This window comes from Microbispora sp. ZYX-F-249, from assembly GCF_039649665.1.
GTDB classification, from domain to species: Bacteria; Actinomycetota; Actinomycetes; order Streptosporangiales; family Streptosporangiaceae; genus Microbispora; species Microbispora maris.
Genome location: NZ_JBDJAW010000049.1, coordinates 1 through 26395, shown reverse-complemented (window position 1 = coordinate 26395; position 26395 = coordinate 1). Strand labels below are relative to the sequence as shown.

General features: G+C 73.4%; 25 protein-coding genes. 17 read left to right on the top strand and 8 right to left on the bottom strand.

Translation table 11 applies throughout. From position 1 onward, the window contains the following. Positions 1-26: 26 nt before the first annotated feature. Positions 27-992, bottom strand: coding sequence for a GlxA family transcriptional regulator (locus tag AAH991_RS35170; RefSeq protein WP_346230256.1), 966 nt, complete (start codon positions 990-992; stop codon positions 27-29). A gap of 120 nt (positions 993-1112) precedes the next feature. Here AAH991_RS35170 and AAH991_RS35165 point away from each other — a divergent pair, with 120 nt between their 5' ends. Both AAH991_RS35165 and AAH991_RS35160 read left to right on the top strand, forming a co-directional pair. Then, on the top strand, positions 1113-2321 hold the full coding sequence (locus tag AAH991_RS35165) for an MFS transporter (protein WP_346230255.1): 1209 nt from the start codon (positions 1113-1115) through the stop codon (positions 2319-2321). Positions 2322-2330: 9 nt separating this feature from the next. Beyond that, positions 2331-2543, top strand: a complete 213-nt coding sequence (locus AAH991_RS35160; RefSeq protein ID WP_346230254.1) for a hypothetical protein — start codon at positions 2331-2333, stop codon at positions 2541-2543. Positions 2544-2597: 54 nt separating this feature from the next. Here AAH991_RS35160 and AAH991_RS35155 read toward each other — a convergent pair whose 3' ends face one another. Both AAH991_RS35155 and AAH991_RS35150 read right to left on the bottom strand, forming a co-directional pair. After that, positions 2598-3704, bottom strand: coding sequence for a YeiH family protein (locus AAH991_RS35155; RefSeq protein ID WP_346230253.1), 1107 nt, complete (start codon positions 3702-3704; stop codon positions 2598-2600). After that, complete coding sequence (locus tag AAH991_RS35150) at positions 3704-3841, bottom strand: hypothetical protein (protein WP_169984971.1); 138 nt, start codon at positions 3839-3841, stop codon at positions 3704-3706. The genes AAH991_RS35155 and AAH991_RS35150 overlap by 1 nt, the downstream gene beginning before the upstream one ends. A gap of 139 nt (positions 3842-3980) precedes the next feature. Here AAH991_RS35150 and AAH991_RS35145 point away from each other — a divergent pair, with 139 nt between their 5' ends. The 12 genes from AAH991_RS35145 (at position 3981) to AAH991_RS35090 (ending at position 17469) form a co-directional block, all read left to right on the top strand. Further along, positions 3981-5327: a lanthionine synthetase LanC family protein gene (locus tag AAH991_RS35145; RefSeq protein ID WP_346230252.1), complete on the top strand. Its 1347-nt coding sequence runs from the start codon at positions 3981-3983 to the stop codon at positions 5325-5327. Positions 5328-5348: 21 nt separating this feature from the next. Beyond that, entirely contained in the window at positions 5349-6518 is a 1170-nt protein-coding gene (locus AAH991_RS35140) for a sulfite oxidase (protein WP_346230251.1), read from the top strand. A gap of 126 nt (positions 6519-6644) precedes the next feature. After that, entirely contained in the window at positions 6645-7631 is a 987-nt protein-coding gene (locus AAH991_RS35135; protein WP_346230250.1) for an MsnO8 family LLM class oxidoreductase, read from the top strand. Positions 7632-7852: 221 nt separating this feature from the next. Then, a complete protein-coding gene (locus AAH991_RS35130) occupies positions 7853-8359 on the top strand; it encodes a flavin reductase family protein (protein WP_346230249.1) in 507 nt (168 codons plus the stop codon). A 152-nt stretch (positions 8360-8511) separates the two neighbouring features. Beyond that, on the top strand, positions 8512-9045 hold the full coding sequence (locus AAH991_RS35125; protein ID WP_346230248.1) for an NADPH-dependent FMN reductase: 534 nt from the start codon (positions 8512-8514) through the stop codon (positions 9043-9045). 39 nt (positions 9046-9084) lie between these two features. Next, positions 9085-10758 carry an ABC transporter substrate-binding protein gene (locus tag AAH991_RS35120; RefSeq protein ID WP_346230247.1) on the top strand — a complete coding sequence of 558 codons (1674 nt, stop codon included), beginning with the start codon at positions 9085-9087 and terminating at the stop codon, positions 10756-10758. Next, on the top strand, positions 10755-11714 hold the full coding sequence (locus AAH991_RS35115; RefSeq protein ID WP_346230246.1) for an ABC transporter permease: 960 nt from the start codon (positions 10755-10757) through the stop codon (positions 11712-11714). Before AAH991_RS35120 ends, AAH991_RS35115 begins: the two co-directional genes overlap by 4 nt. Beyond that, a complete protein-coding gene (locus AAH991_RS35110) occupies positions 11715-12584 on the top strand; it encodes an ABC transporter permease (protein WP_346230245.1) in 870 nt (289 codons plus the stop codon). Further along, positions 12581-14314: a dipeptide ABC transporter ATP-binding protein gene (locus tag AAH991_RS35105; protein ID WP_346230244.1), complete on the top strand. Its 1734-nt coding sequence runs from the start codon at positions 12581-12583 to the stop codon at positions 14312-14314. The genes AAH991_RS35110 and AAH991_RS35105 overlap by 4 nt, the downstream gene beginning before the upstream one ends. Next, positions 14311-15468: an NAD(P)/FAD-dependent oxidoreductase gene (locus AAH991_RS35100; RefSeq protein ID WP_346230243.1), complete on the top strand. Its 1158-nt coding sequence runs from the start codon at positions 14311-14313 to the stop codon at positions 15466-15468. Before AAH991_RS35105 ends, AAH991_RS35100 begins: the two co-directional genes overlap by 4 nt. Positions 15469-15517: 49 nt before the next feature. Then, complete coding sequence (locus AAH991_RS35095; protein WP_346230242.1) at positions 15518-16492, top strand: glutathione S-transferase C-terminal domain-containing protein; 975 nt, start codon at positions 15518-15520, stop codon at positions 16490-16492. Next, a complete protein-coding gene (locus AAH991_RS35090; protein WP_346230241.1) occupies positions 16489-17469 on the top strand; it encodes an LLM class F420-dependent oxidoreductase in 981 nt (326 codons plus the stop codon). The genes AAH991_RS35095 and AAH991_RS35090 overlap by 4 nt, the downstream gene beginning before the upstream one ends. 72 nt (positions 17470-17541) lie before the next feature. On the opposite strand, the gene AAH991_RS35085 is transcribed toward AAH991_RS35090, so the two are convergent. The 5 genes from AAH991_RS35085 to AAH991_RS35065 form a co-directional block, all read right to left on the bottom strand. Then, complete coding sequence (locus AAH991_RS35085; protein ID WP_346230240.1) at positions 17542-18669, bottom strand: LLM class flavin-dependent oxidoreductase; 1128 nt, start codon at positions 18667-18669, stop codon at positions 17542-17544. Next, positions 18666-19721 carry an LLM class flavin-dependent oxidoreductase gene (locus tag AAH991_RS35080; protein WP_346230239.1) on the bottom strand — a complete coding sequence of 352 codons (1056 nt, stop codon included), beginning with the start codon at positions 19719-19721 and terminating at the stop codon, positions 18666-18668. The genes AAH991_RS35085 and AAH991_RS35080 overlap by 4 nt, the downstream gene beginning before the upstream one ends. Positions 19722-19803: 82 nt before the next feature. Next, a complete protein-coding gene (locus AAH991_RS35075; RefSeq protein ID WP_346230238.1) occupies positions 19804-20994 on the bottom strand; it encodes an LLM class flavin-dependent oxidoreductase in 1191 nt (396 codons plus the stop codon). After that, positions 20994-22379 (bottom strand): NtaA/DmoA family FMN-dependent monooxygenase, encoded by a 1386-nt coding sequence (locus AAH991_RS35070; RefSeq protein ID WP_346230237.1) that lies wholly within the window; start codon positions 22377-22379, stop codon positions 20994-20996. The genes AAH991_RS35075 and AAH991_RS35070 overlap by 1 nt, the downstream gene beginning before the upstream one ends. Positions 22380-22503: 124 nt before the next feature. After that, entirely contained in the window at positions 22504-23202 is a 699-nt protein-coding gene (locus AAH991_RS35065) for a GNAT family N-acetyltransferase (protein WP_346230236.1), read from the bottom strand. 317 nt (positions 23203-23519) lie between these two features. Between AAH991_RS35065 and AAH991_RS35060 the strand changes: the two genes are divergently transcribed. Genes AAH991_RS35060 through AAH991_RS35050 form a run of 3 tightly spaced genes read left to right on the top strand, consistent with a single transcriptional unit; the run spans position 23520 to position 26237 of the window. Then, complete coding sequence (locus AAH991_RS35060; protein ID WP_346230235.1) at positions 23520-24488, top strand: amino acid ABC transporter permease; 969 nt, start codon at positions 23520-23522, stop codon at positions 24486-24488. Beyond that, positions 24485-25249, top strand: a complete 765-nt coding sequence (locus AAH991_RS35055; protein ID WP_346230234.1) for an amino acid ABC transporter ATP-binding protein — start codon at positions 24485-24487, stop codon at positions 25247-25249. The genes AAH991_RS35060 and AAH991_RS35055 overlap by 4 nt, the downstream gene beginning before the upstream one ends. A gap of 16 nt (positions 25250-25265) precedes the next feature. Beyond that, positions 25266-26237, top strand: a complete 972-nt coding sequence (locus tag AAH991_RS35050) for an ABC transporter substrate-binding protein (RefSeq protein ID WP_346230233.1) — start codon at positions 25266-25268, stop codon at positions 26235-26237. The last annotated feature ends 158 nt before the right edge of the window (positions 26238-26395 follow it).

Sequence of the window (26395 nt, the reverse complement as noted above, 5' to 3'; positions counted from 1 at the left end):
CCTCGCGGCGGCCGGGCCTGGGCGATTCAGGCCACGGACTCCACGACCCGGAAGGTCTGGCGATAGGCCGTGGGGGAGACACCCAGCGCGGCGGTGAGGTGCTGGCGGAGGGAGGCGCCGGTGCCGAACCCGGCCTCGGCGGCGATGCGGTCCACGGGCAGGTCGGTGCTCTCCAGCAGCCGGCGGGCGAGTTCGACGCGCTGCCGGGTGAGCCACTGGCCCGGAGTCATGCCGACCTCCTCGCGGAAGCGGCGGGTGAACGTGCGCACGCTCATCCGGGCATGCTCGGCCAGCTCCCGGAGCGTGATCGGCCGGTGCAGGTTCTCGAGGGCCCATGCCCGGGTCGCCGACGTGGACATGTCGGGCATCGCCGGGACGGGCCGTTCGACGTACTGTGCCTGGCCGCCCTCGCGCCACGGGGGAACGACGCAGCGCCGGGCGACCCGCTGGGCGACCGCGGCGCCGTGGTTGCGGCGCACGACGTGCAGGCACAGGTCGATGCCGGAGGCCACGCCCGCCGAGGTCAGCACGTCGCCGTCGTCCGTGAACAGCACGCCGGCGTCCAGCCGCACGTCCGGGAACATCCGCCGGAAGCGGTCGGCCTCGTTCCAGTGCGTGGTCGCGGGCCGGTTGTCGAGCAGGCCGGCCGCGGCCAGCACGAAGGACGCGGTGCAGATGGACACCAGTCGCACGCCGGGGCGAAGACGGGCCAGGACCTCGGCGACCGGCGCGGGCAGCCAATCGGACGGGTTATGCCCCGCAGGGGTGAACGGGGGGATGACCACGGTGTCGGCTGTCGCGATGACGTCGACGTCATGGTCCACCGTGATCGAGAAGTCCGCGTCGGTTCGGACCGTACGGCTGACACCGCAGGTCAGGACCTCGTAGAGCGGCTCGCCGTCCGCTCCTGCGGCGACGCTGAAGATTCGCTGCGGGATGCTCAGCTCGAACGGATACACGCCCTCCAGGGCCAGGATCACGACTCGGTGCATGGCCAGATTCTTTCACAGGGTGGCCGTCGGGCCACTCGTGCGAGGGCCGGCGTGAGCGGCACCATGGCGGTCCGGCGGGCCTCGAGGCCCGCCGACGCAACTGCCAACGGAGGGTTAGTCATGCCTGTCGGGCTCCTCGCCCTGGCCCTGGGAGGTTTCGGCATCGGGCTCACCGAGTTCGGGATCGTGGGGCTGCTGCCCCAGATAGCGGCGGACCTCGGAGTGAGCGAACCGGTCGCCGGTCATCTCGTGTCCGGGTACGCGCTGAGCGTGGCGGTCGGCGCCGTCGCGCTGACCGCGGCGGTCGGCCGGTTCGAGCGCAAAAAGGTGCTGCTGGCGCTGATGCTCCTGTTCATCGCCGGCAACCTGATCTCCGCGCTCGCGCCGGGTTATGCCGTACTGATGGCGGGCCGGATCGTCGCGGCCCTGTGCCATGGCGCGTTCTTCGGCGTCGGCTCGGTGGTCGCCGCCGACCTCGTCGCCCCCCACCGGCGGGCCGGCGCGATCGCGCTGATGTTCGCCGGTCTGACCGTGGCGAACGTGGCCGGGGTTCCGCTCGGCAGCCTGCTGGGCGAGCGGCTCGGCTGGCGTTCGACGTTCTGGGCGCTCACGGTCGTCGGCGTCGTCACCCTGGCCGGCATCCGGCTGCTCGTGCCGGCGAGTCCGGTTCCCGCCGGGAACGGCCTGCGCGGCGAGCTCGGCGCCTTCCGGAGGCCGCAGGTCTGGGTCTCCCTCGCGGTCAGCGTCCTCGCCTTCGGCGGCGTGATCGGCGCGTTCACCTACATCGCGTTCACGCTCACCGAGGTCAGCGGGTTCGCCATCACCGTTGTGCCCTGGCTGCTGGTGCTCTTCGGGGTGGGCACGTTCGTGGGCAACCACCTCGGCGGCAGGTTCGCCGACCGGGCCCTGAACGCCTCTCTGATCACGATCATGGCGGTGACCACCGTGGTTCTCGCGGTGTTCGCGCTGACGGCGCACAGCAAGGTCATGGCGATCGTCTCGCTGCTGCTGATGGGCACGGCGGGGCTGGCCACCGCGCCCGGGCTCCAGCTCCGGACCATGAAGTACGCCCAGGACGCCCCGGCGCTGGCTTCGGGTGCCAACATCGCGGCCTTCAACGTCGGCAACGCCCTCGGCGCGTGGCTGGGCGGGCTGGCGATCGCCGCAGGCCACGGCTTCGTCTCCCCCCTGTGGGTGGGTGCCGGTGTCGCGGCCGCCGGGCTGGCCGTCCTCGCGGCCGGTTCGACACGGCCGCGGAGCCGGGCGTCGGCCACGCAGCGAGATCGCAATCCCCGCAATGCCCACCAGGTATGTATGGAATCTGCCTAAGATGGGACCGTGTTCGATTTCGACCGTACAGCGTCATCCGTCGGCCTGCCTGCGGACGCCGTGGGGAGCCGCACCGAGGTGCCCGGCACGCCGCGCGACCCCTACCCGGGCGACACGCACTGGTACGACCTGCCGGATGACGACGCCGCTCCGGAGGAGGACGAGGACGAGGACGAGGACGTAGCACGGTGGCGTCCCCGGCGTCTCCCGCGGCGACGCTGACGGGGTTCCCCGGGCCCGGCCGGGGCCCGGGGGAAATCTCCCGGGCACTGCCGGTCAGGCGACGGTGAAACCGCTGAACAGGACCGTGGCGAGCCCCAGGGCCAGCAGGACGTTGGCCACGGTGGCGGCGGCGAAGACGACGACCGGACGCCAGCCGGCCTCCCTGAGCGAGGCCACCCTGAACTCCAGGCCGATGCTGACGAAGGCCAGGATGAGGAACCAGGTGCGCACATCGTTGGCGACACCGATGGCCGCCTTGCCCTCGGCCGCGCCGACAGTGGACAGATACCAGGTGGCCAGCACCGAGGCCGCCACGAAGCCGAGCACGAACTTCGGGAACCGCCGCCACAGCTCGCCCGCGCCCGGCCGCTCGGCGCCGGGACGGCGCTCGATCCGGAAGGCGAACCACGCGGTCAGCGCGACCACCACGACGCCGATCAGGGCGTTCTGGGTGACCTTGACGATGGTCGCGACCGCCAGCGCGTTCTCGCCGGCGAGCGTGCCCGCCGCGGTCACCGCCGCCGTCGTGTCGATGTTGCCGCCGATCCAGGCGCCCGCCACCTCCGGGCTCACGCCCAGGGCCGAGGCCAGCGCGGGGAGGACGAAGATGGACGGCAGGGCGAACGCGATCACCAGGCTCGCGCTGTAGGCGAGCTGCTCGCGCCTGGCCTGTACGGCTCCCGCCGCCGCGATGGCCGCGCTGACGCCGCAGATGGACACCGCGGCCGACAGCAGCGCCCGCAGCCTGTCGTCGAGCCCGAGGCGGCCGCCGAGCCACCAGGTGAACAGGAACACCGCGCTGATCAGCACGATGCCCTGGAGGATCGCCGGGCCGGCCGCGGTGACGATCACCTTCAGGTTGATCGACGCTCCGAGGAGCACGAGCCCGGTCTTGATGAAGAACTCCGTGCGGAAGCCGGCCGCCAGGCGGTCGCGCAGCCCGGTCGCGGTGAGCACCACGTTGCCCAGCAGGCCGAGGGCGATCGCGTAGACGGGGAACTCGATCGCCTTCGCCAGGCCGGAGCCCGCGAACCACTCGGGCACGCCCTTCTCCAGGGCCCTGGTGCCCGCGGCGAGGGCGAGGACGACGAGGACGCCCAGGGCGGGCCACTGCCACGCCGGGGCCCGCGTCGCGGCGGGGACGGCCGCCTCGCCGCTCATCACGGCACCAGCCCGGTCGGGATCACGCCGGTGATGACCAGCACGAGGAGGACGAGGCCGACGATGGTGGCGGCCCAGTCCTCGTTGATAGCGGCACGGGTGTGCTCGCCGACGGTCGGGGGGTGTTCGTCGCTCACGCCGGACGCCTTTCTCGGGGAGTGCGAGGGTTCGGCTCGACTGTGGGGCGGAAATACCAACCAAGTCAATAGGGAATGCCGGAAAACTGTCCGGGAATATAGTTGCTATTACCTACCAGGTTTGTGGGATAATCGGCCCATGGGCCCGGACCCGATCCGCTCCTCCGGTGAGCGCGCAGACACTCCGCTGACGGCCGCCATCATGGCGGGGCGGTGGATCCGTACGGCCGCCGTCGACGACGAGCACGGCAGGCGATGGCGGGCCAATCCCGATCCGCACGGCAGGCCGGCCGCGCCCGGCGGGCCCGCGTCCCTCCCCCCCGCCTCATTCCGCTCTGTGTCCCTTCACTCCGGGGCGGCCGGGATCGTGCTGTTCTTCCTGGAGCTCGCCGCCGGCACCGGGCACGAGGCCTACCTGGAGGACGCCCGCGCGGGCGCCCGCTACCTCGCGGCGACGTGGCGGCGGCAGTCCGGCGTGTCGCTCCACCACGGCCTGGCCGGCGTCGTCCTCGCGCTGACCGAGGCCGGCTGGGTGCTCGGCGAGGAGCGGTTCGAGGCCGAGGCGGTCGCGGCCGCCGACAGGATCGTCCGCGGCGCCCGTGCGATGGACGACGGCGGGATCGGCTGGTCGGGGGATCCCACCCCCCGCGGCGACGGCGGCGTCGTCCTGGGGCTGCTGCGTGCCGCGGCGGCGCTCGGCGTGCCGGCCTACGAGGAGATGGCGATCGAGGCGGGACGCCGGATCGCGCGGCTGACCGCGCCCCGCGAGCGGCCCGCGGCGTGCCCGGCACTGCCCGCCGAGGCGGCCGCGCCCGGCTTCCTGGCCGGCACGGCCGGGACCGCGTTCCTCCTCGCCCGCCTCTACGGCGCGACGGGTGAGGAGTCGTTCCTCGACGCGGCACGCCGCGGCGCGGGCCTCGTCCGGGCCGCGGGCGTGGCGACCGGGCGCGGGGTGATGGTCGGCGACCACTTGGGGTACTGCTCGGGGTCCGCCGGGATCGCCCGCATGTTCTACGAGCTGTATCGGGTGACCGGCGACGGCGGCGACCTGGAGTGGGTGAAGCGGCTGGCCGGGGGTGTCAGGGAGTCCGGCGCGCCCTTCCGGCAGACGGCGGGGCTGTGGAACGTCGCCTGCCAGTGCTGCGGCACGGCGGGGCTGATCGAGCTGTACGTGGGGTTGTGGGCGGCGACGGGGGACCAGGAGCACCTGGAGTTCGCCCGCAGGCTCGCCGACCACCTGATCGGCCGGGCGACCGGCTACGACGGCAGGGGATACCGCTGGTACCAGGCGTACCGGCGGCACCGCCCCGGCGAGGTGACGGCCGACACCGGCTACCTCACCGGGGCGGCGGGGATCGGGGCGGCCCTGCTGCACCTGGACGCGGCGGGGCAGGCGGACCGGCCGCGCCGCGTGATCCTGCTGCCGGACAACCCCTTTCCGCCCATTCCCGTGCCGGCGGTCGCCCTGCGGAGGCCGGCCGGCTGACACCACAGGTGAGGAGGGCGCATGGACACACGGTCCACCACCGCCGAGGACGGCCGGGAACCCGGCCGTACGGCGCCCGGGGCGAGGCGGGCGGGGCAGGCGCCGCCCGCGCGGCCCGGCATCCGCAAACCCCTGCCCCCACGCCTGTTCGCCGTGCACGGCACGAACGCGGAGACGCGCTGGGAGGCGCTGCGCGGTGCGGACTACCTGACGCCGGACGACCTGTTCTTCGTCCGCAACCACACCGCGACCCCGCTGATCGACGCGGCGACCTGGCGGCTCACGCTGTGGGGCGACGGGCTGGACGGCGGGCCGGTCGCGTTCACCTACCGGGACATCCTCGGCATGCCGGCCGAGACGGTGACCGCGTTCATCGAGTGCGCGGGTAACGGCCGCGTCCTGTACGGCGAGCAGCAGGGCCAGGAGGTGTCGGGCACGCCCTGGCGGCTGGGCGCGGTGGGGGTCGCGCGCTGGCGCGGCGTGCGGCTCGCGACGATCCTGCGCAGAGCGGGGATGGGCGACCGGGCGGTCGCGCTGATGCCGCGCGGGCTCGACGCCGACTACGTGGAGGCGGGGGAGAACCTGGGGAGGGTGCGCCGCCCGCTTCCCGTGGCCAAGGCGCTGGACGACGTGCTGGTGGCCTACGAGATGAACGGGCGGCCGCTGCCGCCCGACCACGGCTACCCGGCCCGGCTCGTGGTGCCGGGATGGGCGGGCGTCGCCTCGATCAAGTGGCTGGGGGACGTCGAGGTGTCGGCGCGGCCGCTGGAGTCGCCGTGGAGCACGCGGCTGTACCGGATGCACGGCCCCGGCCACCCGCCCGGGGGCGGTCCGCCGCTGACCCGCATGGGGGTGAAGAGCGCCTTCGAACTGCCCTGGCCGGCCCGTCTCCAGGCAGGGCGTGAGCATCTGCTGCGCGGCCGTTCGTGGTCGGGTCACGGGCGGGTGGTGCTCGTCGAGGTGAGCGACGACGAGGGCGTGTCATGGCGGCCGGCCCGCCTCCGCGACGACCGGCATCCGCGTGGCTGGGTCCGGTGGACCTTCCCCTGGACTCCCCGGCAGGCGGGCGAGCTGCGGCTGCTCGCCCGGGCCGCCGACGAGACGGGCGCGAGGCAGCCCGGCAGCGCGGCCTGCAACACGCTCGGCTACGGCTTCGACGCGGTGGTGCGTCACCCCGTCGTCGTGACCTGAGCGCGCCCGTTCACAGCCGGTCCGCGCGGCCTCTCCGTTGACAGCCTGAGGGTGCCTCAGGTTTACTCCGATCAACGTGAGGCATCCTCCGGATATGCCTCTTTCCATTCGGTGAAGGAGAGGACGTTGGCCGAGGGAATCGCCGTCTCCGTGCACGACACCGCCCCGGTCTGGCGAGGCGACACCGCGGGCGACGCGCTGCGCCGCTCCGTCGACCTGGCCCGGGCCGTCGAGGCGCTGGGCTACCGGCGTCACTGGGTGGCCGAGCACCACGACACACCCGCGCTCGCGACCTCCAGTCCTGCGGTGCTCGCGGGCGCCATCCTCGCGGCGACCGCCACGATCCGGGTCGGCTCGGGCGCGGTGCTGCTGCCCAACCACTCGCCGTACGCGGTGGCCGAGCAGTTCGGCGTGCTGGCCGGGCTTCACCCCGGCCGGGTCGACCTCGGGCTCGGCCGCGCGGCCGGCGGCTCGGGGGCGGCCGCGGCCCGTCTCGGCGACCCGCGCCGGCTCGACTTCGGCGACGCGCTGCGCGAGCTGGACGAGTACTTCGCCGGCGGCAGCGGCGGCGTCCGCGCGATCCCCGAGCCGGGCACCCCGCCCGAGATCTGGCTGGTCGGGTCGAGCGCGTCCAGCGCCGCGTACGCCGGCCGGCTCGGCCTGCCGTACGTGTACGCGCACGCGATCGTGGGCGGCGGGGCGCCGGAGGCGCTGGAGGCGTACCGGCGGGCGTTCCGGCCGTCGGCGGCCCTGGCCGGGCCGCGCACCGGCGTCGCGGTGATCGCCGTCGTCCACGACAGCGACGAACGCGCGCACCGGCTCGCCGCCTCCTTCGTGTACGGCCAGATCCTCATGCGCACGGCCGATCCGGCCACGCTGCTGCCGACGGAGGAGGAGACGGCCGCCCACCGGTTCACCGCGGCGGAGGAGCGGTTCGTGCGCGAGAGGATCGGCCCCCAGTTCGTCGGCGGCCCCGAGCACGTCGCCCCCCGCCTGGGGGACCTCCTGCGCCGCACCCGCGCCGACGAGCTGTTCGTGCTCACGCAGGTGCCCGACCATCAGGCCAGGATCCGCTCCTACGAGCTGATTGCCAAGATCGTCTCGTCCCTGTGAGGCGGGCTCGGAGCGGCGGTGGCCCGTCTCGGCCAATTTTATGTATAGCTGGTAGGAAATATTGACTTTAGGCCCATCTGATCGTACGTTTGCGGTACCAGCCAGGGCGTTCGTCCGGCCCCGGTCCCGCCTCCATCCGAATCCCCGATCCCGCGTGCCGTGATGCTGCCGGCCGACGGGATCGACCCCCGAGAGCAGCTGCGACCATCCGGAGGTTTGCCATGACGGAGACTCTGCTCGGCCCCGCCCTCGACGCCGACGACTACAAGCGAGCCCTCGCGGTGCACGCGGCGGGGGTCGTCGTGATCACCGCGCGGAGCGGGGGAGTGCCGGTGGGGCTGACCGCCACCTCGTTCTCCTCGGTCAGCCTCGACCCGCCCCTCGTGTCCTTCTACGTGGACCAGGCGTCCACCACCTGGCCGTCCCTGCGTGAGGCGGACCACTTCGCCGTCAACGTCCTCGCCAGCGACCAGGCCGACCTCGCGGCCCGCTTCGCGCGCAAGGGCATCGACCGGTTCGCCGAGCCCACCCGGTGGCGCGAGGGACCGCTCGGCGCGCCGCTGCTCGACGACGTCTCCGCCCACCTCATCTGCCTGCCGTACGAGCGGGTCGGCGTGGGCGACCACGTCCTCGTCGTGGGCCTGGTCACCCGGGCCGAGGTGCGCGCGCCGGGACGTCCGCTGCTGTACCACCAGGGCCGCTTCGGCCGCTTCATCGCCCACCCGTGACCCCGCTTCCGCTTCCGCGCCGAGCGCCGTCTCCCCGACATGGAGGACCGTCCGTTGACCACCCGCACGCTCTGTGAGAACGCGCACCCCGCGGATCCGCGCACCGGACCCGCCCGTCACACCGCCGATGCGCGGCACGAGGGGGTGACGTCGTGAGCTCCGTCGTGGCGCTGGTCGGCAACCCGCGGGGCGGCTCCCGGACCCACCTCGCGGCGGTGGCGGCGGCCGAGGCGCTGGGGCGCCGGATCGGGCACGACGCGCCGCCCGAGGTCGTGGACCTGTCCGCGATCGGCCCGCACCTGTTCACCCCCACCCCCTCTCCCACGGTGGAGGTCGCGCTGGAGCTGGCCGCCGGAGCGCGGGTGCTCGTGGTGGCCAGCCCCACCTACAAGGCCACCTACACCGGCCTGCTCAAGGCGTTCCTCGACCGCCTCCCGGGCGGCGCGCTGACCGGAACGGCGGCGCTGCCGCTGATGGTCATGGGCTCTCCGCGGCACGCCCTGGCCGTCGAGCTGCACCTGCGTCCCCTGCTGATCGAGCTGGGCGCGTCCGTGCCCACCCCCGGCCTGGCGCTGCTCGAGGCCGAGATCCCCGGCCTCGACCGGATCCTCGCCGACTGGGCGGACCGGGTCGCCCCGCAGGTGACCGCGGCGGTGCGGCAGCCGCACCCCCGCGATCTCGTCTAGAACCACCGGCAGAGAACCACGCGAAAGGCTCGCCCTGCGATGTCCACAAGCATCCGATCATCCGCCGCCGTGCTCGTCTCCCTGTCGCTCACCCTGACCGCCTGCGGCACGAGCGCCCCTACGGCCTCCGGCACGGGGAACGGGGAGACGGCGGAGGCCAAGGCCCCCGGCGGGCCGGTCAAGGGTGGCACGCTCACCTTCGGCGTCAACACCGAACCCTCCACCTGCCTCGACCCGCACCAGAGCCCCGCCGACGTGGCCGGCCTGTTCACCCGGCCCGTGCTCGACTCGCTGGTGTCGCTGGACACCGAGGGGCGGATCCACCCCTGGCTGGCCACCTCGTGGACCGTCTCGGAGGACCAGAAGACCTACACGCTGAAGCTGCGCGAGGGCGTGAAGTTCTCCGACGGCACCCCCTTCGACGCGGCGGTGGTCAAGGCCAACCTGGACCACATCGTCGATCCCGCGACCAAGTCCCAGCTCGCGGCGGGCTACATCGAGCCGTACGAGGGCAGCGAGGTCGTCGACCCGCACACCGTGAAGGTCAGCTTCAGCAGGCCGTACTCGCCGTTCCTGCCGGCGCTTGCCACGGCGTACTTCGGCATCGAGTCGCCGCGGTCGCTCCAGCAGCCGCAGGACGCGCTGTGCAAGAAGGTCGTCGGGTCCGGGCCGTTCGTCATCGACGAGTACGTCGTGCAGAAGGGCATCACCTACCACCGCAATCCCGGCTACGACTGGGCGCCGGAGGGCGCCGGGCACACCGGGGCGGCGTACCTGGACAAGCTGGAGATCAAGGTCATCACCGAGGACTCGGTCCGGCTCGGCGCGCTGACCAGCGGGCAGGTCGACGCGATCGCCAGCGTGCCGCCGGTGAACGTCGGGCAGGTGCGGGCCGACCCCAGGCTGACGATCACCACGCGGCAGGCGCCGGGCGGCAACTACAACTACTATCCGAACACCACGTCCGGGCCGTTCGCGGACAAGCGGGTCCGCCAGGCGTTCCGCGACGGCATCGACTTCGCGACGATCGTGAAGAACCTCTACTTCGGAGCGTTCCAGCCCGCCGCGGGCCCCGTCTCTCCCGCGACCGACGGGTACGACAAGACCCTCGAAGGGAAGGCGAAGTACGATCCCGCGGCGGCGAACAGGCTGCTCGACGAGGCCGGCTGGGCGTCGAAGGACGCCGAGGGCTACCGCACCAAGGACGGCAGGCGGCTGACGATCCGCTGGGGGTTCCTCAAGGAGTTCGCCAGAGAGCAGCGCGACACGCTGGCCGAGCAGATCCAGGCCGAGGCCAAGAAGATCGGCTTCGACGTCCAGTTCGTCGGCGGCACCGTCAACGAATGGCTGGAGAGCTACCCCAAGGGCGACTACGACCTGATCGACTTCAGCTGGCAGCGCGCCGACGGCGACACCCTGCGCAACCTGTTCGACACCTCCGCCATCCCCACCGCCGCCAAGTTCGGGCAGAACGCCGCCCGCCTTTCCGACAAGGACGTCGACGGCTGGCTGAGCGACGCGCTGGACACGACCGACCAGGCCGAGCGGGCCGGGCTGTACGCCAAGGTGCAGCAGCGGGTGACCGACGAGGCCGCGGTCTTCCCGGTGTACGTGTTCAACTACCTGCTCGGCGCCGGCAGGAAGGTGCACGGCATCGGCTGGGAGCCCCAGGCGTACCCGACCTTCTACGACGCCTGGGTCGAGCAGGCATGACCGCCGTGGCCGTACCGGCCGCCCGGGCGCGAGCCCGGGTGGTCCGCCCGGTTCTGGTGCGGCTGGGCACGTCCGTCCTGGTGCTGTGGGGCGCGGTGACGGTCGCGTTCGCCGGGCTCCACCTCACTCCGGGCAACGTCGTGGACCTGCTGATCGGCAGCAGCACCGTCACGCCCGAGGTCCGCGCGCGGATCATCGCCGTCTACGGGCTGGACCGGCCGCTGCTCGTCCAGTACGCCACCTACCTGGGCCGGGTGCTCCACGGCGACCTGGGCCAGTCGTACCAGCTGCACCAGCCGGTCGCCTCGGCGATCGGCGCGCAGATCGGCGCGTCCGTCCAGCTCATGCTCGCCTCGTTCGCGCTGGCGGTCGTGGTCGCCGTCACGGTCGCGGTGCTGACCGCCGGGCGCCGGTGGGCGCGGGCGATCTTCTCCGGCGTCGAGCTGGTCGGGATCTCCATCCCGTCGTTCTGGGCCGGGATCCTGCTGCTCACCGTCTTCTCGTTCGGGCTCGGGCTCTTCCCGGCCACCGGCGGTGAGGGACCGGAGAGCCTGGTCCTGCCGGCCGTCGCGATGGCGATCCCGGTCGTCGCGACGCTCAGCCAGGTGCTGCGCGAGGGCCTGGAGCTCACGCTGGAGGAGCCGTTCGTGCTCACCGCGCGCTCGCGCGGCATGTCCGACCTGGGCGTGCGCCTGCGGCACGCGCTCCGGCACGCGCTGCTGCCGACGGTCACGCTGGCCGGCTGGATGGTCAGCTACCTGTTCGGCGGCGCCGTGATCACCGAGTCGGTCTTCTCCCGGCAGGGCATCGGGCGGCTGACCCTCACCGCCGTCGCCAACAAGGACCTGCCGGTCGTGATGGGCGTGGTCCTGATCGCCTCGCTGCTCTACGTCGTCATCAACATCCTGCTCGACCTGCTCTACCTGGCCATCGACCCGCGACTGCGAGGTGCCTGAGTGACCGCCTCCACCATCGCCGCCACCGGCCCCGGCGTCACCGTCATCGGGCGCGGGCGGCGGCGCGTCCCGCGCGCCGGCGTCTGGGCGGCGGCAGCGTTCCTGCTGGTCGTGGCGGTGATCGCGATCGCGCCCGGCCTGGTCGCGCACGGCTCGCCCGACGTCACCGACGCCCTCGCCGCGCTCCGGCCCCCGGACGGCGAGCACCTGCTCGGCACCGACGCAAACGGGCGCGACATCTTCACCCGGATCGTGTACGGCGCACGGCCGTCGGTGCTGGCCGGGCTGGCCGCCACCGCGCTCGCGGTCACCGGCGGCACCCTCGTCGGGCTGCCGGCCGCGCTCGGGGGGCGGGTGCTGGACGAGGTCGCCATGCGCGTCGTGGACGTCCTGCTCTCGCTGCCGGGGCTGCTGCTGGCGCTGCTGGTCATCGCCGTCGTCGGGCCGGGCACGCTCAACGCGGTCTTCGCCATCGCCGCGTACACGCTGCCCGGCTACGCGCGCCTGGTCCGCGCGCAGACCATGGTCATCCGCCGGTCCGGGTACGTCGAGGCCGCCGTCTCGCTCGGCCTGACCAGGACCGGGATCATCGTGCGGCACGTGCTGCCCAACGCGTTCGCGCCGTTGCTCGTGCTGGCCACGATCGAGGTCGGCACCGCGCTGGTCGCGGCGTCCTCGCTCAGCTTCCTCGGCCTCGGTCCCCGGCCGCCCGCCCCGGAATGGGGGGCGATGCTCGCGGCCGGACGCGACTACTTCTCCGTCGCCTGGTGGGTCGCGGTCTTCCCTGGGCTGGCCATCACGCTCACCGTCCTGTCCGTCACGGTCGTCGGCCGTCACCTGCAGCGGCGCGTCGAAGGGAGACTGTCGTGACCACTCAGCGGGCCGACCCGATCGTCGAGGTGTCCGACCTGCGGGTCTCGTTCGGCCCCGTCCGGGCCGTCCGGTCGATCTCCTTCACGGTGAGCCCGGGCGAATGCGTCGCCATCGTGGGGGAGTCCGGCTCGGGCAAGAGCGTCACCGCCCGTACGCTGATCGGGCTGACCGGCGCCGGCGCCGAGATCACCGCGCGGTCGCTCGTCGTGGGAGGCCGCGACGTGTCCTCGTACGGCGAGCGGCAGTGGCGGACGCTGCGGGGCGGCCAGGTCGGCTACGTCCTGCAGGACGCGCTGGTCTCGCTCGACCCGCTGCGCCCGGTCGGCAAGGAGATCGCCGAGACCTTGCGGCTGCACCGGGTCGTGCCGCGGGCCGGCGTTCGGCGGCGCGTGGTGGAGCTGCTGCGCGAGGTGGGCGTGCCGGAGCCGGAGCTGCGGGCCGCGCAGTATCCCCACCAGCTCTCCGGGGGGCTGCGCCAGCGGGCGCTGATCGCCTCCGCGGTCGCCTGCGCGCCCCCGCTGCTGATCGCCGACGAGCCGACCACCGCTCTGGACGTGACCGTGCAGGCGCAGATCCTGCGGCTGCTGGCCGAGCGCCGGCGGGCCGGAGCCGGGCTGCTGCTGATCAGCCACGACCTCGCGGTGGTGGCCGAGCTGGCCGACCGCGTGCTGGTCATGAAGGACGGCGAGGTCGTCGAGGAGGGGCCCACGCGCGACGTGCTCGGTGCCGCGCGGCACGCCTACACCCGCAGGCTGCTGGCCGCGGTGCCCTCCGAGCACGGCCGGGGCACCCGGCTGACCACCCCCGGGGACGGCTCCGCCCCCGCGACCGCTCCGCTCTCCGTCCCCGCTCCGCTCTCCGCGCCCGCTCCGCTCTCCGTCCCCGCTCCGCGCTCCGCGCCCGCTCCGCTTCCCGCGGCCCGGCCCGGCGAGGTGGTGATCAGGGCGTCCGGCCTCGCCAAGTCGTTCACCGGGCCGGACGGGCTGCCCCGGGCGGCCGTGGACGACGTGTCGTTCGAGCTGCGGGCGGGGGAGACCCTCGGGCTGGTGGGCGAGTCGGGATCGGGCAAGACCACGACGGCGCGCCTGGTGCTCGGGCTGCTGGAGCCGGACGCGGGCGAGGTGGAGATCACCGGCAGGTCCTGGCGGGGGCTGGGCTCCGCCGAGCGCCGCGCGCTGCGGCGGCGGATCCAGGTCGTCTACCAGGACCCGCTGAGCTCGTTCGACCCCCGTTTCACGGTGCGGCGGATCCTCGCCGAGGCGCTCGCCGCGGGCGGCGAGCCGCGCCGGACCCGGCGGGACCGTACGGCCGAGCTGCTCGCACAGGTCGGCCTGGACACGTCGGTCCTGGACCGCAGGCCGCTGCGGCTGTCCGGCGGGCAGCGGCAGCGGGTGGCGATCGCGCGGGCGCTGGCCCCCCGGCCCCAGGTGATCGTCTGCGACGAACCGGTCTCCGCGCTGGACGTGTCGATCCAGGCACAGGTGCTCGACCTGCTCGCCGACCTCCAGGCCGAGCTCGGCGTGGCCTGCCTGTTCATCTCCCACGACCTCGGGGTGATCCACCATGTCAGCGACCGGGTGCTGGTGATGAAGGACGGCCGGGTGGTCGAGTCCGGCGACGTCCGCCAGGTCTTCACCCAGCCGCGCGCGCCGTACACACGCGAGCTGCTGGCCGCGATCCCCCGGCTGCCGCGACACCGGCCGAGCGACCGGGAGGCCGTCGCATGACGTACGACGTGGCGATCGTCGGGGCCGGGGTGCACGGCACGGCCGCCGCCTTCCACCTGGCCCGGCGCGGCGTGTCCGTGGCCGTGTTCGACAAGGGGCCGGTCGCAGGCGGTCCCACGGGGCGGTCGGGCGGCATCTGCCGGGCCTACTACACCGACCCCTTCCTGGCGGAGACGGCGCGGGACGGCATCGCGTTCCTCGCCGAGTTCGAGGAGCACACCGGCGGGCACCAGTCCGGGTTCCGCCGGACCGGCGCGTTCTACCTGCACGGCCCCGGAGACGCGGCGTCGGCCGCCGGGACCGCCGCGCGGCTCGGCTCGCTCGGCGTCACCAGTGAGCTGGTCGCCGCCGGCGCGCTGCCCGCCCGGCTGCCCCACCTGGACCTGGACGGCGTCGCCGTCGCGGTCTGGGAGGCCGACGCCGGCTACGCGGACCCGTACGCGACGACGACCGGGCTGGCCGCGGGGGCGCGGCGCCACGGCGCGGTGTTCCACACCCACAGGCCGGTCGTCGCGCTCGCCGAGGAGAGCCGCGGGGCGGCGGTGACGACGTCCGACGGCGCGGTGCACCGGGCCGGACGGCTGCTCGTGGCGGCCGGGCCGTGGACCGCGCCGCTGCTGTGGCCGCTCGGCGTCTACCTGCCGCTGACCGTGGAACGGCACGTCGTCGCCGTCTCCGAGCACGACCCCGCCGACGGCGCCGAGATCGTGCCGCATGTCCTGATCGACATCCCCGGCGGCTACTACACGACCCCGCAGCCCCGCACCCAGTACCTCACCGGCGGGGTCGTCCCGGCCTCCGCCGCCGACCCCGACGACTTCCCCGGCCCGCTCGCCGGCGAGCTGAACCGGCTGGCCGCGGCCTCCGCCGCCCGCTCCGCGGCGCGCCGCCGCGCCCGGGTGGCCGGTGGCTGGGCCTCGCTCTACGACGTGAGCCCCGACTGGCAGCCGGTCGCCGGCCGGGTCGGCGAGCACCTGTTCGTCGACGCGGGCACCAGCGGGCACGGCTTCAAGCTCGCGCCCGCCTGGGGCGACCACGTCGCCCGGCTGCTCCTGGACGACCCCGACCCCCGCCTCGCCGCCTTCGGGCCCGGCCGCTTCGCGACCGGCGGCGACCTGCCCGCCGGGTTCGGCGCGGCCCGGATCCTCGGCTGACCCCGCCGACCACCGGCCGTCACCCGGCCCGCCACCGTAAGGAGATTCCATGACCACCCAGACGCCCGCGTACGCGAGTCCCGCCGACGTCGCCGCCCACGGTCCGTACGGGCCGGGCAGGACCGACCGGCCGGGACCCCTCTATCCCTTCCGGGGCCGGATCACCGCCGACGGCTTCGGCGGCCACCCCGCCGAGCCCGGCCGCTACCACCTCTACGCCTCGTACACGTGCCCGTGGGCGCAGCGCGCCGTCATCGTGCGCGACCTGGCCGGACTGCGGGACGTCGTGTCGGTGTCCTACGTCGACGACGACCGCGACGCGCGCGGCTGGGCGTTCCGGGAGCGGCGCGGTCCCGACCCGGTCAACGGCTTCACGCTCCTCGCCGAGGCGTACGACGCCACCGAGCCCGGATATCCCGGTCACCTCTCGGTGCCGGTGCTGTGGGACCGGCGGACGAAGCGGATCGTCAGCAACGACTTCGCCCGGATCCCCGCCGACCTCGGCACCGCGTTCGCCGAGTGGGCCACCGAGGACCTCTACCCCGAGGACCTGCGCGAGGAGATCGAGGCCCTGGACGAGGAGATCGCACGCGACCTCGGCCAGGGCGTGCACCTGGTCGCCAGGGCCGCCACCCAGGAGGACTACGAGCGGCGGCGCGCCGGGGTCGCCGCCGCGCTGGACCGCCTCGACGCCCGCCTGGCCGGCCGGCGGTACCTGTTCGGGGACCGCCTCACCGAGTCCGACGTGCAGCTGTGGGTGTTCCTGGTCAGATACGACCTGCTGCACAATCCGCTCGCCGGGATCACCGAACGCCCGCTGACCGCCTTCCGGCACCTCTGGGCGTACGCCCGCGACCTCTACGGGATCCCCGCGTTCCGCGAGACCACCGACTTCGCCGCGTTCCGGCTCACCGCCAGGCCCGCCCACCTCGGTGATGGGCCGGTGCGGATCGCGGTCGAGCCGCACGAGGCCGACTGGGACGAGCCGCACGGACGCGAGGCGCTCGCGGGGGAGCACGCGTGACAGAGGTGTCCTGGGGGGTCACCCTCCCCCTGCCGGGACTCGGACTGCACCGGCACAGGGAGATCGTCGAGGCGCTGCCCTCGCTGGGGTACCGCGACGTGTGGACCGGCGAGGGCGGCGGCTACGACGGCCTCACCGCGCTGACCGCCGCGCTGGCCTGGTCGCCGGGGCTGCGGGCGGGCACCGGGGTGCTGCCCGCCCAGACCCGGGGCCCCGGCGTGCTCGCCCAGACCGCCGCCTCGATGGCCGAGCTCGGCCAGGCCGAGGTGCTGCTCGGCATCGGCTCGTCGGTGCCCGCGCACGTCACGGCGCTCAACGGCCGCCCGCACAGCCGGCCGTACGCGCACGTGCGCGACCTGCTGCGGTTCCTCCGCAGGGTCTTCGACGGCGAGCACGTCACCGAGACGTACGAGACCTTCTCGATCGACTTCGGGCTCCGGCGGCGTCCCGCGGTGCGGCCGAAGGTCATCGTCGGCGCGCTGCGGCCCGGCATGCTGAAGCTGGCCTTCGCCGAGGGAGACGGCGCGATCACCAACGTGCTCGCCGCTCACGAGGTGCCGAGGATCGTCGAGGCCGCGGGCCCGCCCGGCGAGGGGCAGGAACTCGTCGTCAAGATCTTCGTGACGCCCACCGAGGACGCCGCACACGCCAGGGCCGCCGGGCGGGCCTTCCTCGGCTGGATACTCAACCAGCCGCCCTACCGGGCGTTCCACGACTGGCTCGGCCGGGGCGAGGCGCTGGCGGCGTCGCGGGCGGCCTGGGACGCGGGGGACCGGCGGGGGGCGGCCGAGGCGCTGCCGGACTCGGTGGTGGACGAGCTGTGGGTGCACGGCTCGCCGGAGGAGTGCCGGGCCCACATCGCCCGGTACGTCCATCCCGGTGTCACCGCGGTCGAACTCCACGTCACCCAGACCCCGGAGTTGCGGGCGGCCCCGCACACCCTGCCGGACGTGCTGAAGGCCCTGCGGGCTCACTGACGCGGTCCGATGACCGGCCGGGCCGGCGCCGCAGACACGGCGCCGGCCCGGCTTCGTCGCGGTGGCGGTCCGTCAGAGGCCGGCGTCCGCCCACGCCTGCGCGAGCAGGTCCTGCGACCGGACGCGGTCCGCGTGGTCGTGCGCGATGGTGGTGACGAGGAGTTCGTCGGCCCCGGTGGCCTCCTTCAGCACCCGCAGCCCCTCCACCACCTTCTCCGGCGTGCCCGCGAACCGGGTGTCCAGCCGGTCCGCGACGAGGGCCCTGTCGTCCTCGGTCCACTCGTGCGCGGACGCCTCCTCCGGAGAGGGGTACTTCATCGCCCCCGCGCCGGTGCGGATGCTCCTCACCCACAGCCCGTACGGCTCGCCGACGCGGCGGGCCTCCTCGTCGGTGGGGGCGACCAGGACGTCGGCGGACACCATGACGTGCGGCGCGGGGTAGGCCTGCGAGGGCTTGAACGCGTCGCGGTAGGCGTCCACCGCCTCCAGCACGGTGGCCGGGCTCACGTGGTAGTTCGCCGCGAACGGCAGCCCGCGCTCGGCCGCGACCTGCGCGCTCTGGCCGCCGCTGCTGCCCAGGACCCACAGCTCCAGGTCGGCGCCCTCCCCGGGCTGGGCGTGCGCCTCGTGTCCCTCGTCCGAGCGGTAGGTGCCGGAGAGGAATGCGACGATGTCGTCGACCTGCTCGGCGAAGTCCGGGCTCTGGGCCCCCGGCTGCTGCAGCAGCGCCAGCGCCAGCGCGAAGATCGGCGCCTGGGTGATGGCCGGGGTGAACGAGAACGGCGGCGGGATCAGCAGGCCCTTGACCCTCCGCGCCGTCGCGGGGGCGGCCGGCTCGGGCGGCGCATCCCGCAGTTCGCGCGCACGCTGCCCGGAGCGGCCGATGCCCAGGTCGATGCGGCCGGGATACAGGGCGTCGAGCGTCCCGAACTGCTCCACGACGGTCAGCGGGGTCTGGTGCCCGAGCTGGACCGCGCCGGAGCCGACCCGGATCCGCCGGGTGGCGGCGGCCACCGCGCCGATGAGCACCGCCGGCGCGGAGCTCGCCACGCCGGGGGTGAGGTGGTGCTCGGCCAGCCAGTAGCGGTGGTATCCGGCGTCCTCCGCCCGGCGGGCGAGGTCGACGGTGTTGCGCAGGGCGTCCCCGGCGGTGCCGCCGGACGGGATGGGGGCGAGGTCGAGGATGGACAGGCGGGTCATGACGGACCTCCGGTGGGGAACGGCCTGCTGGGGATCTCCTTGCGCAGGACGGGGGCGATGTCGCTCTGGAACAGTTCGAGCGACGCCCGGTGCTGCGCGCCGGTCAGCCCGTCGGCCTCCGCCGACACGTGCATCACCTCGTGGCCCAGCCGTTCGTGGTAGCGGTGCACCTTGTCGATGATCTGCTGGGGGCTGCCGACGAGGAGGGAGCCGCGCTCGACGGCGTCCTCCAGCGTGGGGAAGACCGGGTCGAGCCCCTGCTTGCGCAGGAACGCCACCCGGGCGTCGAAGATCGGCCGGTAGGTCTCGACGGCGTCCTGCGACCTCGGGGTGGCGTAGTAGCCGGCGCTGCCCGCCCCGACCAGGGCGTCGGCCGGGTCGTGGCCGTGGTGCTCCCACCGCTCCCGGTAGTGGGCGACCAGCTCCGCGTACGGTTCGACGGGGTTGGTCACGTTCGCCGAGAACAGGGGATCGCCGTAGCGGGCGGCGAGCTCCACCGACTCCCTGCTGGTGGCGCTCCCGTGCCAGATCCGGATGGGCCGCTGCAGCGGCCGGGGGAGCACCTCGGCGTCGGTCAGGGACGGGCGGAAGCGGCCCGACCAGGTCACCCTGTCCTCCCGCCAGAGCCGCCGGAACAGCTCGTAACCCTCGCGGTTGCGGTCCCACTGGTCCTGGTCGGTCACGTGGAACAGCTGCGCCTGGGCGGACCCGTTGCCCTTGCCGATGATCAGCTCCAGGCGTCCGCCGGACAGGTGGTCCAGGGTCGAGTAGTCCTCGAACGCGCGGACCGGGTCGAGCAGGCTCAGCGTGGTCACCGCGGTGAACAGCCTGATCGTGCTGGTGTGCGCCGCGACGTGGCTCAGCACCACGGGCGGGGCCGAGGACAGGAACGGCCGCTCGTGCCGCTCGCCGAAGGCGAACCCGTCGAAGCCCAGCTCCTCGGCGACGACGGCGGCGGCCACGATTTCGCGGAACCGCTCGGTGACCGGTTTCAGCTCGCCGGTCAGCGGGTGGGGCAGATGGAATCCGAGTGTCATCGCGAGGAACTTCACGACCGGCCGTCCTCCTTCGTGGCGTGGACCGTCCGCGCCGGCGCGGCGGCCCCTCGCGCCTTTCCCGCGCTGGACGCGGCGCTCATGACGCCTTGGCGTAGCGGCTGGCGGGGCGGGCGAGGCCGAGCCGTCCGCGCAGGTCCCCCGTGTCGTACGCGGTCCGGAACGCGCCCGCCGCCTGCAGCTCGGGCACCAGGCCGCGGGTGATCGCGGCCAGGTCGTGGGGCAGCGCGCCCGGCCGGAGGCGGAACCCGGCCAGCCCCGCGTCGCGCCAGCCGAGCAGTAGCGCGGCGAGCTCCCCGGGGGTGCCGGTGAAGATCCGGGCGTCCGACTCGAGCTCGGCGCCGTCGAGGTCGTCCAGCCGCGTCTTACGGCCGGCCGCGTCTCGGGCGTCGAGGAAGACCACCAGGTCGGCGAGGATCCGCAGCGGCGGCTCGGTGCGCCCGACGGCCGCCTCCGCCGCCCGCACGCGCTCGACGATCGCGGTGGCGTCCTCGCGGTCGCGGGGCGTGACGTACACGACGTCCGACCCCTGCGCGGTGAACTCGTACGGCACCGTGTCGTGGGCGAGTGAGGTGACCAGCGGCTGGCCCTGCGGGGAGCGCGGCGTGATCGAGGGACCCTTCACGCTGAACCGGTCGCCCTGGAAGTCGATGTAGTGCAGCTTGTCGCGGTCGATGAAACGGCCGGTCGCGACGTCGCGGATCTCGGCGTCGTCCTCCCAGCTGTCCCACAGCCGGCGGACCACCTCGACCACGTCGGCGGCCTCGGCGAACAGGTCCCGCACGTGCCGGCGGAAGGCGGGATCCCGATCGGGGGAGTAGTCCTGCGGCGGGAACGGCGCCCGGCGGCCGAAGTGGGCGACCTGGTCGGGGCGGGCGGAGATCTGCGGCCGCCATCCGGCCCTGCCGCGGCTGATGTGGTCGAGCGAGGCGATGCCGATCGCGACGTGGAACGGCTCGGTGTGGGTCGTGCTCGTGGTCGGGACGAGGCCGATCCGCGAGGTCAGCGGGGCCACGCGCGACGCGATCAGCACCGCGTCGAGCCGCCCGCGCACCTGGTCGAGGCGTTCGTCGGGCTCGTTGAGGAGGGAGGACTGGAGACCGAGGGCGTCTTCGAAGGTGACGAAGTCGAGCAGGCCGCGCTCCGCCTCGGCGACGAGATCGGCCCAGTAGCCGGGGGTGAACAGCCGGTCCGGCTGCGCGTCCTCGGCCCGCCACGCGGCCGGGTGCCAGCCCGCCCCGTCCAGCGCGACGGCGAGATGCAGCGTCATCAGATCTCCTCGGTGCGGTTCGGAGTCTCGGTGGGGTGCGGAGTCTCGGTGCGGTTCGGGGTGCGGGGGGAGAGGCCGAGGTGGTCGCGGAGCGTGGGCCCGGTGTAGTCGGCCCGGAACACGCCCTTCTCCTGCAGCAGGGGAACCACCTTGTCGACCAGGTCGTCGAGACCGCCGGGAGTCAGGTGCGGCACGAAGATGAAGCCGTCGGCCGCGTCGGTCTGCACGAAGTGGTCGATCTCGTCGGCCACCGCGCGCGGCGTGCCGATGAAGGTCTGCGGCGCGGAGACCTCGATGGCGAGCTCGCGGATCGACAGGTTCTTCTCCTCGGCGAGGGCGCGCCACTTGGCCACCACCTCACCCCGGTCGCGGCGGAACGCCGCGTGTCCCTTGGTGACGCCCTCGTCCAGGTTCGGCTCGATGTCGGGCAGCGGGCCGTCGGGGTCGTATCCCGACAGGTCGCGGCCCCACACGGCCTCCAGGAAGTAGATCGCGGTCTGCGGGCCGACCTGCGCGCGCCGGATCTCGACGGCCCGTTCCCGGGCCTCGGCCTCGGTGTCGCCGAGCACGTACGTCACCGCGGGGAGGATCTTGAGGTCCTCGGGCCGCCGTCCGTGGGCGGCGAGCCTGCCCTTGACGTCCCGGTAGAAGGCGCGGCCCTCCTCCAGCTTGCTGTGCCTGCTAAAGATCACGTCAGCCGACGACGCGGCGAACTCCCGGCCCTCGTCGGAGTCGCCGGCCTGGATGATGACCGGGTGGCCCTGCGGGCCTCGCGGCGTGGTGAACAGTCCCTCGATGTCGAAGTGCCGGTCCCGGTGCCGGAAGGGCACGACGCCGCCGGGCCGCAGGAACCGCCCCGACTCCCGGTCCGCGGCCACCGCGTCGGGCGCCCAGGAGTCCCACAGCTCCCTGGCGGTCCGCAGGAACTCCTTCGCCCTGGTGTAGCGGTCGGCCTCGGCCAGGAAGCCGCCCCGGCGGAAGTTCTCCCCGGTGAAGGCGTCGAAGCTGGTCACCACGTTCCACGCGGCCCGGCCGCCGCTCAGGTGGTCGAGCGTGGCGAGCCGCCGCGCCACCTCGTACGGTTCGTTGAAGGTGGAGTTGACCGTCGCGGCGAGCCCCAGGTGGGTGGTGACGGCGGCCAGGGCGGACAGGACCGTGAGCGACTCCGGGCGTCCCACCACGTCCAGGTCGTGGATGCGGCCCTTCGCCTCGCGGAGCCGCAGTCCTTCGGCCAGGAAGAAGAAGTCGAACTTCCCGCGCTCGGCCGTCTGGGCCAGGTGGCGGAACGAGTCGAAGTCGATCTGGCTGCCCGACGCGGGGTCGGACCAGACCGTCGTGTTGTTCACGCCGGGGAAGTGCGCGGCGAGATGGATCTGCTTGGTCACGGGGACTCCTGATAGCTCGGCCCGGCGAAACCTATTAATACAGTAGGGATATAGGGTTTTGTCGTCAATCGTCACCAATGCGGCAAGGAAGGTGGCAGGCGACGGCCTGCGGGCCGGTGGGCGTTCAGGCGACCGGTACGTCGGCGGGCACGCGGACGGTGGCGAACGTCGTCCGGCGGCGGAGGCGGAAGCCGAGGCCCTCGTACACCCGGATCGCGGACGTGTTGCTCGCGGCGGCGTGCAGGAACGGGGTCTCGCCGCGGGCGCGGATGCCGGCGGCGACCGCCAGCACGAGCCGCGACGCCAGACCCCGGCGGCGGTGGGCCGGATCGGTGCAGACCGCGCTGATCTCCGTCCATCCGGGCGGGTGCAGCCGCTCCCCGGCCATCGCGACCAGCGCGCCGCCACGGCGGATGCCCAGGTAGGTGCCCATCTCGACGGTGCGCGGCCGGAACGGGCCCGGCTGGGTGCGCGCGACGAGGTCCAGCATCTCCGGCACGTCCGCCGGCCCCAGGCGGACCGCCTCCTCGTCCGGCGCCGGGATCACGTCGTCGCCGGTCAGCTGCACGCCCGCGCCCCGCGCCACCACCTCCCACCCGTCCGGCGGTGCGAGGGCGCCGCCGGTGACCGGGACGACCGCGCCGGGCCCGGCGAGGGCGGCGAGGTCGTCCCAGTCCGCGGGGCCGGGCTCGCCGGGCAGCGCGAAGAACGGTGAGACGTCGTCCGGGTAGCGCAGCGCGTTGCCGTGCCGTTCGGCGAAGCCCGCGTGCGGCCCGGTGAGCGACGCCCACACGGGGTTGTCCAGCAGGTGCCGGTCGCTCACCGTGGCTCTCCCCGCGCCCTGTCGCCGTGGCCGGCGCCCGCGCGCTCTCCTCGTGCCTGCGCCTCCGTCTCGGGGCCGCCGTATCGGGTCATCGCGTACGTCTTCGGCATCGGACCTCCTGTCGCTCGTACGCCTGCGGAGAGATCGTAGAGCATTACCTACTAAACAAGTAGGTCTTGACGGTATATCGATCCCTGTGCTGAAGATAGGGACATGTCGGATACCCGCGATCAGACGCGGTCGCCGGGAGGACTGATCATGACCCCCACGCCCCACGTGCTCGACACCGTCCGTTCGTTCGCCACCGCGGAGGCACGATGACCGCCCCCGCCGTGATCGAGGAGGAGACGGCGGAGTCCGCCGGCTCCCTGGCCGTCGTCAAGGCGCGTCACCCGGGACGCTGGCTCGCCGGCGCCGCGGTGGCGGTGCTCCTGGCGATGGCGGTCAACGCGTTGATCACCAACCCGGCCTGGGACTGGCCGGTCGTCGGCGCGTACCTGTTCCATCCCTCGGTGCTGCACGCGGTGCTGTTCACCGTCGAGCTGACCGCGCTCGGCATCGTGCTCGGCTTCCTGCTGGGAACCGTGCTCGCGCTGATGCGGCTGTCCCGCGTGCCGCTGCTCGCGTCGGTGGCCTGGGGTTACGTGTGGCTGTTCCGCTCGGTGCCGCTCATCTTGCAGCTGCTGTTCTGGTACAACCTCGCCGCGCTGTACAAGCGGATCTCGTTCGGCGTGCCGTTCGGGCCCGCGTTCTTCTCCGTCGACTCGATGGAGCTGATCGGACCGGTGACGGCGGCCGCGCTCGGCCTGGCGCTGCACCAGGCGGCGTACGCCGCGGAGATCGTGCGCGGGGGCTTCCTGTCGGTGGAACCGGGCCAGCTGGAGGCGGCCGCCGCGCTCGGCATCCCGAGGGCCAGGCAGATCCTGCGGATCCGGCTTCCGCAGGCCATGCGGTCGATCGTCCCGGCCGCAGGCAACGAGATCATCGGCCTGGTCAAGGGCACCTCGGTCGTCTACATCATGGCGCTGCCCGAGCTGTTCTACCAGGTGCAGGTGATCTACAACCGCAACGGCCGGGTGATCGCGATGCTGCTGGTGGCCGCGATCTGGTACCTCGTCCTCACCACGGTCCTGTCGGCCGCGCAGTACTACGTGGAACGCAGGTTCGGCCGGGGCCTCGCGCGGACCCTGCCCCCCACGCCGGTGCAGCGGGTGCGCCGGATCCTCACCGTACGGCGGGCCGCCCGGCGCCGGCGCCTGGCCGCGAGCGGAGGCGGACAGCGATGAGCACGCCCATGGTCGACGTGCGCGGCGTCCACAAGAGCTACGGCCCGCTGGAGGTCCTGCGCGGGGTGGACCTGCGGGTCCGGCCCGGCGAGGTGACGGTCGTCATCGGTCCTTCCGGGTCGGGCAAGTCGACGCTGCTGCGCAGCATCAACCACCTCGAGAAGATCGACCGCGGATACGTCACCATCGACGGCGAGTTCATCGGCTACCGGCGCTCCGGAGACCGTCTGTACGAGCTGCGGGAACGCGACATCCTGCGCCAGCGGACCCACATCGGCTTCGTCTTCCAGAACTTCAACCTCTTCCCCCACCTCACCGTCCGGCAGAACGTGACCGAGGCCCCGGTCTCGGCCCAGGGCCGCCCCCGCGACGAGGCCGAGGCGCTGGCGGCCGAGCTGCTCGAGCAGGTGGGCCTGTCCGACAAGGCCGGCGCCTACCCGCGGCAGCTGTCCGGGGGACAGCAGCAACGCGTCGCGATCGCTCGGGCCCTGGCGCTGCGGCCCAAGGTCGTGCTGTTCGACGAGCCCACCTCGGCACTCGACCCGGAGCTGGTGGGAGAGGTGCTGGAAGTCATGAAGGCGCTCGCCCGCAGCGGCACCACCATGATCGTCGTGACCCACGAGATCGGCTTCGCGCGCGAGGTCGCCGACACCGTGGTCTTCATGGACGCCGGCCGGATCGTCGAGCAGGGCCCGCCCCCGCAGGTGCTCGACCGGCCGAGGCACGACCGTACCCGCGCCTTCCTCAGCAAGGTGCTCTGACTTCCAAGGAAATCGCATGTCATCCGCATCCCGGTTGTCCGTGCTCGGCTTGTCCGCCCTGCTGCTGCTCGTCGCCTGCGGCACGATCCCCGATGAGGCCGTGACCGACGCCGCCCCCGCGGCCGCGGCCGGCGTACTGAAGATCAACACGAGTCCGGAGCAGGACCGGTTCCGGGCCGCGAAGGTCGAGGCGATCGCCGCACAGGTCCCCGCCGCGATCCGGGCCAAGGGGGAGTTCCTGGTCGGCACCACCACGTTCGACCCGCCGTTGTCGTTCCTCGCCGACGACAACGTCACCCCGATCGGGGTGGAGGAGGACATCGCCTCCCTCGTCGCCGACGTGCTCGGCCTCAAGCCGCGCTTCGAGGCCACCTCGTGGGAGAACCTGTTCCTCGCCGTGCGGTCCGGCAAGTACGCCGCCGGCTTCTCCAACATCACGGTCACCGAGGAGCGCAAGGACATCTACGACTTCGCCACCTACCGCCTGGACCAGCTGGCCTGGGAGGTGCCGGAGGACAGCACGATCACCTCGATCGCCAAGCCGTCCGACGTCGCCGGCCTCAGCGTTGCCGTGGGCTCGGGCACCAACCAGGAGAAGATCCTGCTGGGCTGGGACAAGCAGAACCGCACCGCCGGGCTGAAGCCCGCCCAGATCCAGTACTACAAGCAGCCGGCCGACACCTACCTCGCGCTGAAGTCCGGCCGGATCCAGGCGTACTTCGCCCCCAATCCCACCTCCGCGTACCACGCCGCGGTGAGCGGCGACACGAAGATCGTCGGTACCTACTCCGGCGCCGGCCCGTCGCTCCAGGGGCTCATCGCCGCGATGACGCAGAAGGGCAGCGGGCTGGCCAAACCGATCAGCGAGGCCCTCAACGCCCTCATCAAGGACGGCGCCTACGGCAAGGTCCTCGCCCGGTGGGGTCTGTCCAACGAGGCCGTCCCCGAATCCCTGGTCAATCCGCCCGGCCTGCCCCGCGAGCAGTAGGTTCCCCGGCGCGCCGGAAGCGCGGTCCTTCGTGATGGCGGGTCCGCATCCCGGACATGCCGGTGCCCACCCCCAGGGGGCTGGGGGTGGGCACCGGAGTCGGTGGGGTTACTTGAGGATCGGGAGGCGGCGGACCAGGGCGGTGTTGGTCCAGGTCG

Coding starts and splice junctions, on each gene's coding strand:
- AAH991_RS35050 (WP_346230233.1), top strand. CDS start 25,266: ATGTCATCCGCATCCCGGTTGTCCGTGCTCGGCTTGTCCGCCCTGCTG.
- AAH991_RS35120 (WP_346230247.1), top strand. CDS start 9,085: ATGTCCACAAGCATCCGATCATCCGCCGCCGTGCTCGTCTCCCTGTCG.
- AAH991_RS35170 (WP_346230256.1), bottom strand. CDS start 992: ATGCACCGAGTCGTGATCCTGGCCCTGGAGGGCGTGTATCCGTTCGAG.
- AAH991_RS35055 (WP_346230234.1), top strand. CDS start 24,485: ATGAGCACGCCCATGGTCGACGTGCGCGGCGTCCACAAGAGCTACGGC.
- AAH991_RS35115 (WP_346230246.1), top strand. CDS start 10,755: ATGACCGCCGTGGCCGTACCGGCCGCCCGGGCGCGAGCCCGGGTGGTC.
- AAH991_RS35100 (WP_346230243.1), top strand. CDS start 14,311: ATGACGTACGACGTGGCGATCGTCGGGGCCGGGGTGCACGGCACGGCC.
- AAH991_RS35165 (WP_346230255.1), top strand. CDS start 1,113: ATGCCTGTCGGGCTCCTCGCCCTGGCCCTGGGAGGTTTCGGCATCGGG.
- AAH991_RS35140 (WP_346230251.1), top strand. CDS start 5,349: ATGGACACACGGTCCACCACCGCCGAGGACGGCCGGGAACCCGGCCGT.
- AAH991_RS35130 (WP_346230249.1), top strand. CDS start 7,853: ATGACGGAGACTCTGCTCGGCCCCGCCCTCGACGCCGACGACTACAAG.
- AAH991_RS35085 (WP_346230240.1), bottom strand. CDS start 18,669: ATGACCCGCCTGTCCATCCTCGACCTCGCCCCCATCCCGTCCGGCGGC.
- AAH991_RS35075 (WP_346230238.1), bottom strand. CDS start 20,994: ATGACGCTGCATCTCGCCGTCGCGCTGGACGGGGCGGGCTGGCACCCG.
- AAH991_RS35095 (WP_346230242.1), top strand. CDS start 15,518: ATGACCACCCAGACGCCCGCGTACGCGAGTCCCGCCGACGTCGCCGCC.
- AAH991_RS35155 (WP_346230253.1), bottom strand. CDS start 3,704: ATGAGCGGCGAGGCGGCCGTCCCCGCCGCGACGCGGGCCCCGGCGTGG.
- AAH991_RS35145 (WP_346230252.1), top strand. CDS start 3,981: ATGGGCCCGGACCCGATCCGCTCCTCCGGTGAGCGCGCAGACACTCCG.
- AAH991_RS35060 (WP_346230235.1), top strand. CDS start 23,520: ATGACCGCCCCCGCCGTGATCGAGGAGGAGACGGCGGAGTCCGCCGGC.